Annotated in this window: 10 protein-coding genes; 4 read left to right on the top strand and 6 right to left on the bottom strand. The window is 40.3% G+C overall.

All coding sequences use genetic code 11. The annotated features are described in order from the left end of the window. Positions 1 to 79 precede the first annotated feature (79 nt). Positions 80 to 2,290: a S41 family peptidase gene (locus B5X76_RS17855; protein ID WP_079645268.1), complete on the top strand. Its 2,211-nt coding sequence runs from the start codon at positions 80 to 82 to the stop codon at positions 2,288 to 2,290. 295 nt (positions 2,291 to 2,585) lie between these two features. On the opposite strand, the gene B5X76_RS17850 is transcribed toward B5X76_RS17855, so the two are convergent. The 3 genes from B5X76_RS17850 to B5X76_RS17840 are packed head-to-tail and all read right to left on the bottom strand — an operon-like array spanning position 2,586 to position 4,785. After that, positions 2,586 to 2,909: a hypothetical protein gene (locus B5X76_RS17850; RefSeq protein ID WP_079645267.1), complete on the bottom strand. Its 324-nt coding sequence runs from the start codon at positions 2,907 to 2,909 to the stop codon at positions 2,586 to 2,588. A gap of 23 nt (positions 2,910 to 2,932) precedes the next feature. Then, a complete protein-coding gene (locus tag B5X76_RS17845; RefSeq protein WP_079645266.1) occupies positions 2,933 to 4,216 on the bottom strand; it encodes a FecR domain-containing protein in 1,284 nt (427 codons plus the stop codon). A gap of 32 nt (positions 4,217 to 4,248) precedes the next feature. After that, positions 4,249 to 4,785, bottom strand: coding sequence for an RNA polymerase sigma factor (locus B5X76_RS17840; RefSeq protein ID WP_079645265.1), 537 nt, complete (start codon positions 4,783 to 4,785; stop codon positions 4,249 to 4,251). A gap of 293 nt (positions 4,786 to 5,078) precedes the next feature. On the opposite strand from B5X76_RS17840, the gene B5X76_RS17835 reads away from it, so the two are divergent. Both B5X76_RS17835 and B5X76_RS17830 read left to right on the top strand, forming a co-directional pair. Next, positions 5,079 to 5,543, top strand: coding sequence for a MauE/DoxX family redox-associated membrane protein (locus tag B5X76_RS17835; protein WP_079645263.1), 465 nt, complete (start codon positions 5,079 to 5,081; stop codon positions 5,541 to 5,543). Positions 5,544 to 5,610: 67 nt separating this feature from the next. Next, positions 5,611 to 6,072: a hypothetical protein gene (locus tag B5X76_RS17830; protein WP_139375377.1), complete on the top strand. Its 462-nt coding sequence runs from the start codon at positions 5,611 to 5,613 to the stop codon at positions 6,070 to 6,072. A 74-nt stretch (positions 6,073 to 6,146) separates the two neighbouring features. Here B5X76_RS17830 and B5X76_RS17825 read toward each other — a convergent pair whose 3' ends face one another. From B5X76_RS17825 to B5X76_RS17815, 3 genes are read right to left on the bottom strand one after another with little or no spacing between them, the layout of a single operon-like run. After that, complete coding sequence (locus B5X76_RS17825; RefSeq protein ID WP_079645261.1) at positions 6,147 to 7,511, bottom strand: TlpA family protein disulfide reductase; 1,365 nt, start codon at positions 7,509 to 7,511, stop codon at positions 6,147 to 6,149. A 20-nt stretch (positions 7,512 to 7,531) separates the two neighbouring features. After that, the gene (locus tag B5X76_RS17820) at positions 7,532 to 8,908 is read right to left on the bottom strand and encodes a RagB/SusD family nutrient uptake outer membrane protein (protein WP_079645260.1); all 1,377 of its coding nucleotides are present in this window, start codon (positions 8,906 to 8,908) and stop codon (positions 7,532 to 7,534) included. Between the two features lie 11 nt (positions 8,909 to 8,919). After that, a complete protein-coding gene (locus B5X76_RS17815; protein WP_079645259.1) occupies positions 8,920 to 13,038 on the bottom strand; it encodes a SusC/RagA family TonB-linked outer membrane protein in 4,119 nt (1,372 codons plus the stop codon). Between B5X76_RS17815 and B5X76_RS17810 the strand changes: the two genes are divergently transcribed. After that, a partial coding sequence (locus B5X76_RS17810; RefSeq protein WP_139375275.1) for a transposase occupies positions 13,014 to 13,299 on the top strand: 286 nt, incomplete at its 3' end. The genes B5X76_RS17815 and B5X76_RS17810 overlap by 25 nt on opposite strands.

The raw sequence follows: 13,299 nt of genomic DNA, 5'->3' as shown, positions 1-13,299 counted from the left end.
AAAAACAGTTTTGTTTTTAAGCTTAAAAATAAGTCATAATAAACTAACTTAGTGATGCTCCAATTTATTTATTAAACATATGAGAATACTATTCGGTTTTTTATTAGTTCTAGCAGTGGAAATATCTGCCCATGCACAACAAATTGAAAAATACAATCTTGGATTTGAAACGATCAAGGATAAGCAAGATTTACCAGACGGCTGGTTCAAATGGGGTAATTACACATTAAATTCTATTTCTCCAGGTCATACAAGCAAATCTGCAGCGAAAATAACCGCTACAGAAGCGGGAGGTTCTTTCGGTAGTATAGTCTATCGCGTACCGGCCAATTATACGGGCAAAACAATCAAACTACAGGGATACATAAAAACCGAAAACGTAACCGACGGTCACGCTGGACTCCTATTGCGCATTGACAAGAAGGACAAATCTCTTGCCTTTGACAATATGCAACAGCGCCCAGTTAAAGGTACTACCGACTGGAAGATGTACGAAACCACGCTCCCTTATCCAGGAGACGCTGACGCCATCTATGTGGGCGGAATATTGTCCGGAAAAGGCCAGGCCTGGTTCGACGAATTTGTGGTCACGATAGATGGCAACGATATTCAAACCCTAAAGGAAGTCGAAAAAATAGTCCCAAAAGCCGATCTAGACCGGGAGTTTGACAAAGGCTCGGGTATATCCTTGGCGGAGCTATCTGCCAAACAAATCGACGACCTGTCCCTTCTAGCGCGTTTGTGGGGCTTTTTGAAATACCATCATCCCCAAATCGCAAAAGGAAATTACAATTGGGATTACGAACTTTTTCGTTTCTTACCCAAATACCTAAAGGCAAATAACGCTAAAGATCGCGATGATCTACTCGTCAGTTGGATACAATCACTAGGCCCTATTCTAGACTGCAAAGATTGTCCGTCCCCCCCGTCCAACCCCTATCTAAAAGCCGACATGGCCTGGGTCGACGCACAAGATGATAAGTTAAAAAATGTTTTAAAACATGTCTATACCAACCGTAATACAAGCGATCACTATTACATAGATTTGACCAAAGGGATCGGAAATCCAATATTTAAAAAAGAAGAGGCTTACTCCGCCCTGTCTTATCCGGATGATGGATTTAGATTGCTCTCGTTGTATAGATATTGGAATATCATCAATTATTTCTTTCCTTACAAGTATGTTACAGACAAGAACTGGAGTACCGTGCTAACCGAATATCTCCCCCTTTTTATCCAAGCTTCCGACGAACTAGCGTATGAAAAGGTTACACTTAAACTGATTGCCGAAGTACACGACACCCATGCCAACCTGCGTGGGGCAGCAGACAAGATTCAAGTATGGAAAGGGATGCATGGACCTATTATGCGTACCCAGTTTATTGGCGAACAACTGGTCATTAGCGAATTTCTCAATGAAGAGCTTAGGCAACAAAGCGGACTCGCTGTAGGCGATATCATTCACCGTATCAACGATGTACCAATCGATCGGATAATCGAGGAGCGTCTACCTTATTACCCTGCTTCCAATCGCACTACACAACTCTATGCGATGTCCAACGATCTACTACGTTCGGACAAGCCAACCATCACTATCGTATATAGCTCTATCGACAATATACAGCATACCAAAACCCTACAGCTATATACTCCAAACGAGTTGAAAGCATTCGTTTCACCGAAAATAACGCCACCAGCCTCCTATACGATGCTGGATAACAATATCGGATATATTACCTTGAAGACGATCAAGCAAGAAGATATACCACAACTAAAGAAAGCGTTTAAGAATTCAAAAGGTATCATCATTGATATCAGAAACTATCCATCCTCCTTTGTTCCTTTTACTTTAGGTTCCTTTTTTGTTTCGGGAAGCAGTCCGTTTGTCAAGTTTACCATAGGTGACATTAGCAATCCCGGATATTTTACATTAAGTGAAAGTTTGGCTATTACCAACAAGGACGAACATTACAGCGGTCCTGTTGTCGTTCTTGTCAATGAACAAAGCATCAGTCAATCGGAGTATACCGCTATGGCTTTCCGTGCAGGCGTGAATACCACCATAATTGGTAGTACTACTGCTGGTGCCGATGGCAATGTATCTTCTTTATCACTTCCTGGCGGACTACAAACAGCTATCTCTGGTATTGGCATCTATTATCCAGACGGCAAAGCTACCCAACGGATAGGTATAGTACCAGATATTGAAGTAAAACCAACCGTTTTGGGGATTCGCGCGGGTAAAGACGAAGTACTTGAAAAGGCTATTGAGTTTATTCAAAGCAAATAATCTATTTTTTATTTCGAGCTTGGCCCGCACTCTTGCGGGCCTTATTTGTGTTTTAAACGCACGTAAAAGCAAAAGGGTTCAGAAAAATCCGAACCCTTTCTAACTTTTTCAACAATTTCCTTTTTTTCCGTGTCTATGTTTCTTTTTTCGAATCAGTCGTCCGACTTTTCTTTTCGGATATTGTAATCAAGCATTTATTTTATAATACGATCTCCTACTTGAGGAGTTACTTTTTAATATTGCTGTTTGGTATAATAACGCTACTTATTATATAATATTGTGCTGAGACACATTTTTAACCAAAATACTTCTTTTGATATTTCTCTGTTCTCTTGTGGTAACTGTAAGGGTGCTCTTTGGTAATATGGTATCCATCACAAAATTCGCAGTGATACACATACCGAGGTCTGGACGTTTTTCCCCCACTATTTCTTTTATTTCTAGCCCGTTTTTTTAACCATTTTTTGTATTTCCATTTCAGCCAATGCACAAAAAAGGTAGCTTCGGATTTACTGTTAAACCTTACCTTTCCGGTAGCCCTGCATTTATGTCGCTCCACCAGCTCATTGATATCTGTATTATAGAAGACGCTATCTAAAAAATGTTTATATCCTTTCATACATCACACTCCTTTCTTCGGTTTTAATTGTCGGGTGCTATTGCCAGTTTAGTATCCTGATCTATATCTTCGGCACAAAAGCTGATCAACGTATTCTTTTGGTACAGTGGCACTCCCCTCTCCCGGATTGCAGCCCATATCAGATCCATACCACCGGTATAAGGGATAGCAATCGTAATCGGCTTATCCTTAGGTATACAATCCCAGTTTTTGATCGTAAAGCCTTCCCAGCGACTCATTTCATGCATGAAAGCCGTCAATGGCATATCATCGTACTTTCGGACTTTATGTGTCCATTGTTTAGCCTGTTCTATGTCTTGATTGCGAGCCAGTAGTAGGGTGTCTACCGAAGTACTTTCTTGGGCCGATAGAAGCTTAGTTATTGCGCCAAAATCCCCACGTTGGCTAAGGCGAAGGCCTTTATTTTTATTCTCCGCGTAAAGGGTAGCTATACCGTTGCGCAACATTATCTTAGATTCGTCAGCATTAGACCGTATATAAAAGGATGCCTGTTTGGTTAATATCTTACCTTTGTTGATTCCGATATGGAGCATCTCTTTATTACTTTTGTTGTAAACTTCGACATAAGCCTCGCCGGTAACTCTTATAGACGCCGTATCTGCTGATTGCATTATAGGATACTCCAGGTATGTCTGGGCATTTATCCGTAAACGGGCGCCATTGTGCAGCTGGACTACACATTGCTGCCGCGGCTTCGTATAGAGGTATATCTGAGCTATTTTTGGAGCTTCCTGCGCCTCAGCCACGGCTTGGCTGATATGCAGCACCCCATCCTCGGCTCTGCTGATCAGGAGGTTTCCGACCTGAGTTATTTTACCTTTGGATTCACGATTTATTTCAATCCAGGTGGAATCACCGGCGTACAACAAACAGGAAGACTCCCCAAAGGGAATATCCTTTTTACTTGCCTGCTGTAATAAGTTTCTATTTCTCCATTCAAAATCAAGATCTAATGCTGTCCATTCTAGCCAATTCAGTGCAGTAGCGGTCAGCACTAGCAGCGCAACAGCCGCAGCCGTATATTTTGTCCAGCGTGTATTTCTAGTCCTTCGTTCAATAGCCCTGCCCCGTTTAATTATTTTATCCATGTCGGGATGCCAATCATCCAGTGGGCCAAGCGGTAATGACTCTTCTAATGCGCTGAGGACTTCGACCTCCATATCGTCGTACTCCTCTTGGTCATATTGTCTACGGATAGCGTCCAATATGATGCGCTCATCTGCTGTTAACCTATCCAACAAGTCCTTTTTAATCAACTCTTTAATATATAGCGTATTTTGTCCCATGATGATTCTTTTTTACTAATTTTCTCCTAACTTCAATCCTTTGATAACACATCAAAATGATGGCGCAGCTTCTTAAAAGCTATATATTTAACATTTCTGACATCTTGGGCCGTCAAGCCTAGTTTTTCTTCAATTTCCCTGTTATTGAGGCCTTCCTTTACAATACAGTGCATTAGGTTTCTTTCCCTCTCCGTCAATTCTTCCGCTTTAAGGAGCACCTGTTCCAAAGCCTCATTGAGCATCAGGCTTTTATCCGCTTCATTCTCTGCTGTATGGTATTTCAGTTCCTTCAACGGGGCTTTTGATCCAATATGCTCCTTTTTCAACGCTTTAATCGCATGGTTCCTAGCCATTTTTAATATGTAGCCCAGTGGATTATTGTTCGTTACTATTTTTTCACGGCACAGAAAAATATCGAGATACACATTCTGTATTACATCTTTTAAGAATTCGTTATCCTTTATGAATTGACTAACACGCTTTATTATTTTCTTTCCGAAAAGCACCTCAATCTGTTTCATCCCTTCATCTGGATCGTCTATCAATAGTTTAAATATGTCTTTGTCCATAATTCCATTTTTAGTTTGATAATGTTGGTTTTCACTCGTTCTTTAACAAAAATTATTCAATTGAAAACCAATCAGTTATAAAACATATTGATTTTCAGACATTACGTTTCGGCTTCTTAAGATAGTTATATATAAAGGACAATGAATTTATAATCGGTAAAACTAAGGTAAAACATATAAGTTAAATAAACAAATATAAATATCTGATTTTTAATTAGTTGAAATAAAAATTCGACATGGAATTGGAATGGGGTAAAAGTTAAGAAGGTTACAAGAGTTAAAAACAAAAAAACATGAACACAGGACAGATACATATGACTAAAACACAGCTATCAACTGGCATCGCATACCTGTTCTTATTTGTGTTTGTCTATACCGCTTTTGAAAAATCGGTTGATTTTCCAACGTTCGTTCAGAGTATGGCACGACATCCGTATTTCAAAGATTATGCAAAGCCTATTGCAGCTGTAGTTATAGGCTCTGAAATTCTAGTTGCGACATTACTGCTATTTGGGAGGACACGGTTGATAGGACTCTATGCCTCGCTCCTTCTTATGATAGCGTTTACAATCGCATTATATTATATCACGTATGTGCTACATTCTAGCTATTGCAATTGCGGCGGCTTTATCAATACGCTGTCCGCTAGTCAGCATCTTTGGTTCAATGGCCTGCTGATTGCCTTAGCAATTGCAGGCATATATCTGCATCGGTTTAGATATCAACTTTCAATAAAAAGTAATAACAGTAAATTATAAAGTCATGAAAAAACAACATGTAATCCAAAAAACAATCAATTTTTTAAACAATTTAACAGACAAGATCATGGAAAAGCAAGATCAAAACATGGAACAAGTGGAAGCCAAATCCACCAACAGATTCGCAGGCTTAGGAACAGCTTTAGCGGTCGTATTTTTAGCTTTAGTAGTAAGCTCTTTTACCGTATTGAAAAAAGGCGAAGTCAATCTGGCGGAGACCTGTTTTGAGTATACGGATTCGGATAATCCGACGGATGCTCAGGCGACAACTCCGGCAAACTACGCAGCGGCTATGCCAAGCATAACTTGTCCTAGTGTTGAAGCAACATTATGTGGAATATGTTTTGAAGAAGGGGACTTTGAACTGGATGGTAATGATAAGCCTCTTTTTATAGATCCAATTACCAGTTTACCCACAGCATTAGGCGAAGTCGTATTGGCCAATTGGAATAATACTGGTGTCCATAATGACCCGATTACCGCTTCCAATGGCAAGACAGTAACACTATTATTTAGAGCTGAAAGGTAATAAATAAAAGATCGTCTCATTGTACAAAAAACCCTCTTTGGATTAATACTCAAAGAGGGATTTTATGTATTCCTCTAGTCTCGAACCACGATCATATTTATTTTCTTTGTTCCTTTAACAAGTTTTAAATTATTTAATTCCAAAACCTGCTGAAAGTCTTCCAGGTTGCTTTCTTTTTTCCATTCGTCGTCCCTTGGCACTAGAGCGCTGAATTTGATCGGCGTATCAGCATCAAGAAAGATATAAGGGTAATCCCCTATTGCTCTAAAATAAGAACTCATCAAACTGTTATAGCTCCAAGTATTCGTAAATTCCTTGTATTTCAAATCTCTCAACTTTTTCTTTATTTCATCTTCCGAAAGCTTTGCTGCATTATTTGTTTTCTTCAAATAATAACAAGGTATTTCGCGTTCTTCTATAGTAACCTTACTTCCATAGCGAATACCAAAATAGCGATCTAGGTCTTCTTTCATATAACCCAGGGCTTGCTCAGTCGTTACCGTTTGTGGCAGCACTTGTTCATAACAATATAAGCTACGCGTTACATATTCATCCGTTCGTTTATCTTTAGAGATTAACCTGTTATCATATTTAGATGTGTCTTTAACCAAAAAGCGAAACCGATTTATATTATGATAAACATTCGGATTAGGGCCATATACATTTGATTTCCAATCGTCGTTTAAGTTTCCTTGCAATGCGTAATTATATAATTCGGCGACTCCTCCATTTATAAATGTATTTCGAACTGTGTTTAAAATAGTGTCCCTTTGATTTAATTTTTGTCCACCCATAGGATAATAGTCTAAGTTGACCGGACATAGTAAAGAATAGATGTCTAAATTATTTGGATTGGAATCATTAACGATGTTTAACAGGCTTGGGGCGCGCTCTGTTAAACCATACTGCTCTCCTGGGGCTAAAAAAGTAATTTCTTTCCCTGCTAGTACCTCCCTGATTTTTTTCGGATGAATATTATAAGGAATATAGCTATTTAATCGTAGTTTGCCGTCCGGACCTATCCATACATAGTTCCCAGCATAGCGGTGAGGAAACAGCTGTGCAAATGCCTGTTCGTCTATAATAGAGGGCATACGGCTTAGCTCAGGAGCTGTACTTTTCCGAGCTTTTAGCCTGTTATTGACTTCTTCCTGCGTTTCCCGCATATTGACAAGTATGACAATAATTTTATCCCCGAATTCTTGCTGCAGTTTTTCCATCTTCGGAAAACCAGCAATACAGGAACTACAATAGGTACTCCAAAAGTCAAAGAAGACCAACTTTCCTTTAAAATCCGACATTCTGGCCGTAGGCGCTTTATAGTTTTTAATCTGAAATTCAAAATCAGGTACCTTGTCGCCGATTTTCAAAGCTTGATATTGTGCATCGACTTGACGACATAACAGAATTAGTAGAAATGTTATCAGTATATATTTCATTTTATCAGTAGTTTAGATTATTATTGATCTCTTGGATTCTGCGGCATTTCCGAACGATTTATGGCATCATCCGGAATAAGTAATACCCATCTTGGATCATCCGGAGTTAACAGATACTTTTGACCATTTACATTGCGTTCTAGATTGATATTACGTCCTTCCAGATTAAACCGGCGAAGATCAGACCAGCGAATTCCACGATAGACCAATTCCTTTCGGCGTTCTATAAGGATCTTTTCTAAGGCTTCATCGGCAGTGCCAGCACTAATTGTAGGATATGGGACGGTATTATCCCACCGTTTTTTCATCAATGTATTCAAGTCCGCTAAGGCTAAGTCTTTTTTACCCTCCCGCGCATAACATTCCGCTCTATTTAAATACATCTCCCCGGTAGTGATGCCAATAAAAACACCATTGGGAAAATATTCACTGTCATAACAACCGCTAAACTCAAAATTTCCTACATTAGCTCCCGTCATTGCTTTAAAAAACAGCTTTTTTCTCAGGTCTTTATCGGAATAGGATTGGTAGAGTAAGGTATCAATACGTGCTCTTGGACTATGCAAAACAGTTAACGTATTGGAACAATAGCTATAATAGATAGTCTCTTTATTGAAACGCTTAAAGGGTGTGGGATTAGTTTTGACCGTATTATAATCAATCAATTCCGAATGCAATTCTAAGCATAAATTGGCAAACCTCCCCGCATTTTCATAGTCACGCATCGTAAGGTAACAGCGGGAAAGCAAGCCATATACGGCTGCCTTATTGGGTTTTGTCGGAAAATCGGATTTCTGAGGCAAAAGATCCAATGCTAATACTAAATCATCAATAATCTTGTCGTAGGTCTCCTGAACCGTCGCGCGTACGGAGGGCGTTTCAATAGCAGCCGTAGTCCGCAAAGGAATACCTAAATCCGTCTTAGCCGTTTCCGAGTAGGGTTTGCAGTACAATTGTGCCAATTGGTAAAAGCCAAATGCTCTATAGAATAGTGCTTCTCCCCTAATCGTATTATAAAGCAGCTTGTTTTCAGAAGACTCTTTAAAATTGCTTAATTGATCCAATACCACATTTGGATAATACACCATGTTTTTATAAAGTCCATTCCACGATCTTTCAGATTGAACGTTTGGTTCCCAAGTATAGAAGAACTTTCCACCAGTTTCGGTAGTAGCGAGCCAAACATTTTGTTCAAGATAATAATTGTCCGCCAAAACTTCGGGCGTACTGCTGTTTTGAAAAAACAGATTACGATGATTCATTATCGCTTGTAAGTCTTTTAAACTAGTCGGGACCGTTAAGTATTTCTCGGGCTTCTCATCTAAAAATTCTTGACAAGAAAGAACACTAAAAGATAGTGTGAACAGGCTAAGCCTAATCAGAATTAATTTTTTCATTTTAGTATTGATTAAAATTGAATATTAAAACCCATAGTCCAAATTCTGGAAGAAGGATATGACGCGTACTGTGACGGATAAGATAGATCAGGATCTAGTCCCTGTTTATTAGCTCGCCACAGGATGATATTTAAATTGCTCGCATTCAGAAATAGCTGGATCGATTGAACGGGAAAGTCAGGCAATGTCTCTTTATTAACGACGTATTGCAGTCGTAAATCACGCAAGCGAATATGGTCGGCACGATGTACATTGATTTCGGAATTGGCATAGAAAGAATCGCTCCTGCCGTCTCCCGGGTAGATCATGGCAGGCACGGTGGTGCTCAGCTCATCGCCAGGCTTTTGCCAACGCTTATAGTAATCGATATGCCCAACACGGTTTACGCCGAACAAGGCGCTATACTGGATGGTCGAGGCTCTGAAATAATAATCCAATTGATAGGCTATATTGGCAGAAAGGCTAATATTTTTCCAACTGACACTATTGTTGATAAAGCCATAAAATAAAGGTCTTGACGAACCGTGAAAGATTTGATTTTGAACAGAGTCATTCCCAATAGCTAGATAATCTTTCGACAGCTCTCCATTCAGATACCCACGGGGCGCGCCGTTCAATGGATCCAAGCCGCCCCATTTATAACTAGAGAGACCATAAGCAATTTGTCCTTCTGCAGGATTAATACCTCCAATTATAAAGTCGCTTGCTCGGTAACCATTATCGGAAAACTTAGTTACAACGGTTTTCACATAAGAGAAGCCAAAGCCTGTATTCCATTGGATAGAGCCTTGTATATTCCTACTATTCAATTTGAACTCGGTCCCATTCGTCTTTAAACTAGCGGAATTAATTTGTTGTTTTTCTATCCCCGTAGTTGGGTCAATCGGCATATTGGCAATGAGGTCTGTTGATTTTTTGTGAAAGTAATCAATACTACCGGACAGGCGATTATGAAACAGCGAAAAGTCTATACCCGTATTAATGGTTTTAATTTCCTCCCAGCGTAGCGTTGGATTTGGAGGAGTCTGTATATTAGCATTGATTAAGCCAGTAAATTCATCTGGATTTTGTAAATATAGAATAGTCATTAATCCCATAATCGGCACCGTATTCCCCATATAACCAAAAGAACTTCTAGCTTTTAGGGAGTTAATCCAAGAAGATTGAAAAAACTCTTCATTGGCTATATTCCAGTTCGCTCCTATGGACCACATCGGCTTCCACTTATTATTGGTGGTGGCGCCAAAGAAATTAGTGCCATCCCTACGGGCACTCCCGTATAAGGTATATAGATTCTTATAGGTATAGGATGCATTGGCTAAAAAAGATACAAAACGACTAATGTTTCCCGAAGAGACGCTGTTACTCTCTGGGAGTTTCCCCGTCGTACCTGCTATACGCTGAAATATTGGATAGGCTACGTTATAGTTCAAGTCTTTCTTATAAGTTTCGTATTCATCATCATAACCAAGAAAAGTATTGACCCATCTGCTGCTTACAGATTCAGATTTCTCGGCCACTAGCATGGCCGATAGGCTATGGCTATTCCAGTTTTTGGCATAGTCCAGTTGTCCGCGTATTTGCGTGCTTTTTGTTTCGTAATCATAGAGATTCAAAATTGCCCCCATAGGTATTTCGCTCTTGGCAACTCCATTGGTAATCGCAGTGAACCGATTGATTATATTTCGCGTATAGTACGATTCTAGCGTATTATGCTCTTTTTGAAAGCTGTTCTGGGTGCGGTAATTGTAGCGAGCACTACCTGTTAGACCATCGATAATGCGATAGCGCGCACCTACATCTAGATTGATTGACTTGGTCTGACTGTTATTGTCCGACAATCGTATTTCATGCAGAGGGCGGTATTGCCAGTCCAGTAGCTTGCCATTACCAGCTGTGTCCAAATAGCTAACGCGGTATTGGTAACTGGTAGGTAATGGATTGCCATTCGCATCCGCCAGTGCTTCATAAGGTATAGACGAAAAGATCGGTAAAGCAGCACTAGGACTCTTGGCACTGGTAAAGAACACCCCTGTAGTTACCTCAAGATTCTTTAGCGGTTTGAATCCATAGTTTGCTTTTAACGTATAATCTTTGCTAGCGGTGCTATGCTGTATATTTGACTTGTTCTGATTGTAACCAAACGACAAAGCGTAGTTTGCATTCGCCGTCCCACCATTCATGCCTACATGATGCTGTTGCTGTATCGCATTTTGGTAAACGTAACGATCTAGGTCCCTGCGGATATCATTCTTTTTGAGGGCATCGATCTGCGCATCGGCTGTGGCTTGATCAATCTGATTTAGCTTTAATCGATTCAGTATTTCTACAACGGGCGAAACAACAGGCCGTGTCGTTGTATTATTAAGCGTACTTGTATAGAAGGCTTTATCAAATAAAAAGCGTTCGATATCAATAAAATCAGCAATTTCAATGCGATCATAGGCATATAGATCAGGTTTTTCCATGATTCCTATGTTCGAGCTTGCAGAAATATTGATCTTCTGATTATATTTCCCCTTTTTAGTGGTTATCACGATGACTCCGTTGCCTGCGCGTGCTCCCCAGATCGAAGCGGCAGCGGCATCTTTCAGAACGGAGATATCTAATACATCATTGGGGTTGATGCTGTTCATATCGAAGCGATGATCCATTGGAAAGTTGTCTACAACTATTAAAGGAAGATGAGCATCATTACCTGAAATTGCATAAAGTGTACTTAACCCACGGACCTCGGGCAATTCGGAACCCTCTTTATAAAATAGCACTCCAGGCAAATTTGCCTTTAGTCTTTCAATGATCCCCTTTCCTGCCTGATTGTGAAAGGTGGTACTATCCAATTTAGAGGCGGCGCCTACAAAGCGTTCCGGCCTGATGTGCTGATACCCTGTCGAAACCACTTCGACTTCGTCTATTTCTTTGCTGCCACCCTGCAGCTGTATCTTTAAAAAAGCAGTATTATTATCATAAGCAACAGTTTGCTCTTTAAAACCTATATATTTAATTACTAACGATCCATGTGATTTATCTACAGTGATACTAAATACGCCTTTCGCATCTGTGCGTACTGTCTTTTTACCATTCGTGACCGTCGCCCCTTCGATAATCGCCCCATCGGCAGCCGAGCGTACCTCCCCCTGAAGTACAGACCCCGACTGCTCCTGAGCGACCGCCTGTGTAAACACATGGCGCTTGTCCCGATGCGGGGTTTGAGCGAAAGCTCGAGCCCCCAGCAAGTCGGGAAAACTAAACAACACACACAATAAAGTTATAAGCTGTAAGCTATATGCTTTAGGCAACAAGCTAATAAGCGTAGACATGGCCTTTGGATGCGCAGCCGTTAAGAATTTCGGATCAGGAGGCGTATAAAATCTCAAACTGTTCGAGTGTAGCGAGTTTAGCTGCGCTGAGCTCCACTTCGTTCCGGTTTTGAGATTTAGACGGCTGGTTCGAAACTTAGGCGAGCATTCAACGCCTTGATTTTTTGTTTCCTTTTTCATCAAGGAAAAAGAAAGAACACATTTTAAGCCTCTCTGCTGCTTTATTTTATCACCGACGACCATAGACTCCACTTTGACCCTAAAATCTTCACAGATCGCACGAAAAGACCTTAGAATCAATCGATTCATACGGAGGTCATCTACGATAACAGATGTATCATCAGTCGAACTAGCTACTTGCGACTCACCACCATCCCTATCATAACCTACCACCGACCTACTACCAGTTAGTACCTCCTTAGTACCTCTTTGGTAGCTCTCTAGTACCTCTCCAGTACCTTTACCCCCACTATTCAGTACCTTTCCCGTACCTTTGCAGTACCTTTCGGGTATATTTTTTGAAGTAGAATTACGACTTTCTTGTCTTATCCTTGTCTCACGCTTGGGGGTTTCTTGTCTTGTTCTTGTCTTATCCTTAGTTCGTTCTAGGCTCGTTGTTAGTTCAACCTTAGTTGTTTGGTAGTTCATTCCTAGTTCAACCTTAGTCTTAGGCTGTGTTAAGGCTAGTTCAACCTTAGTTTGAGCCCCTTTTTGAAAAGTGATATTTTTGGAGTTGCTACCTTTAATGCGAGACAGATTTAATAAGTAATTATAAATTTGTAGAGATGCATAGAAAATTTGATGATTCATTTAAGATAATGGCGGTCGATTTGAGCGTTGTTAAAGGTTCAGTAGCAGAAGTTGCAGGCGAATTGGATATTGATCCCAGTTTACTTAGTAAATGGCGCAGGAACCCACGTTACAATGGTAATAAGGTTCTCCCGGACAATCCTAAGATAAGCCCCGAGGAACAGGAACTGAGGGTTTTGCGTAAGCGACTTAAAGATGCGGAGTTAGAGCGTGATATTCTAAAAAAGGCCATAGCCATCTTCTCCAAGGGAGACGGTCCAT

The sequence above is a fragment of the Sphingobacterium nematocida genome (assembly GCF_900168125.1).
GTDB lineage: Bacteria > Bacteroidota > Bacteroidia > Sphingobacteriales > Sphingobacteriaceae > Sphingobacterium > Sphingobacterium nematocida.
The sequence above is the reverse complement of the archived record's forward strand: the minus strand, read 5'-3'. Positions and strand labels throughout refer to the sequence as shown.

Coding starts and splice junctions, on each gene's coding strand:
- B5X76_RS17855 (WP_079645268.1), top strand. CDS start 80: ATGAGAATACTATTCGGTTTTTTATTAGTTCTAGCAGTGGAAATATCT.
- B5X76_RS17850 (WP_079645267.1), bottom strand. CDS start 2,909: ATGAAAGGATATAAACATTTTTTAGATAGCGTCTTCTATAATACAGAT.
- B5X76_RS17845 (WP_079645266.1), bottom strand. CDS start 4,216: ATGGGACAAAATACGCTATATATTAAAGAGTTGATTAAAAAGGACTTG.
- B5X76_RS17840 (WP_079645265.1), bottom strand. CDS start 4,785: ATGGACAAAGACATATTTAAACTATTGATAGACGATCCAGATGAAGGG.
- B5X76_RS17835 (WP_079645263.1), top strand. CDS start 5,079: ATGAACACAGGACAGATACATATGACTAAAACACAGCTATCAACTGGC.
- B5X76_RS17830 (WP_139375377.1), top strand. CDS start 5,611: ATGGAAAAGCAAGATCAAAACATGGAACAAGTGGAAGCCAAATCCACC.
- B5X76_RS17825 (WP_079645261.1), bottom strand. CDS start 7,511: ATGAAATATATACTGATAACATTTCTACTAATTCTGTTATGTCGTCAA.
- B5X76_RS17820 (WP_079645260.1), bottom strand. CDS start 8,908: ATGAAAAAATTAATTCTGATTAGGCTTAGCCTGTTCACACTATCTTTT.
- B5X76_RS17815 (WP_079645259.1), bottom strand. CDS start 13,038: ATGAATCATCAAATTTTCTATGCATCTCTACAAATTTATAATTACTTA.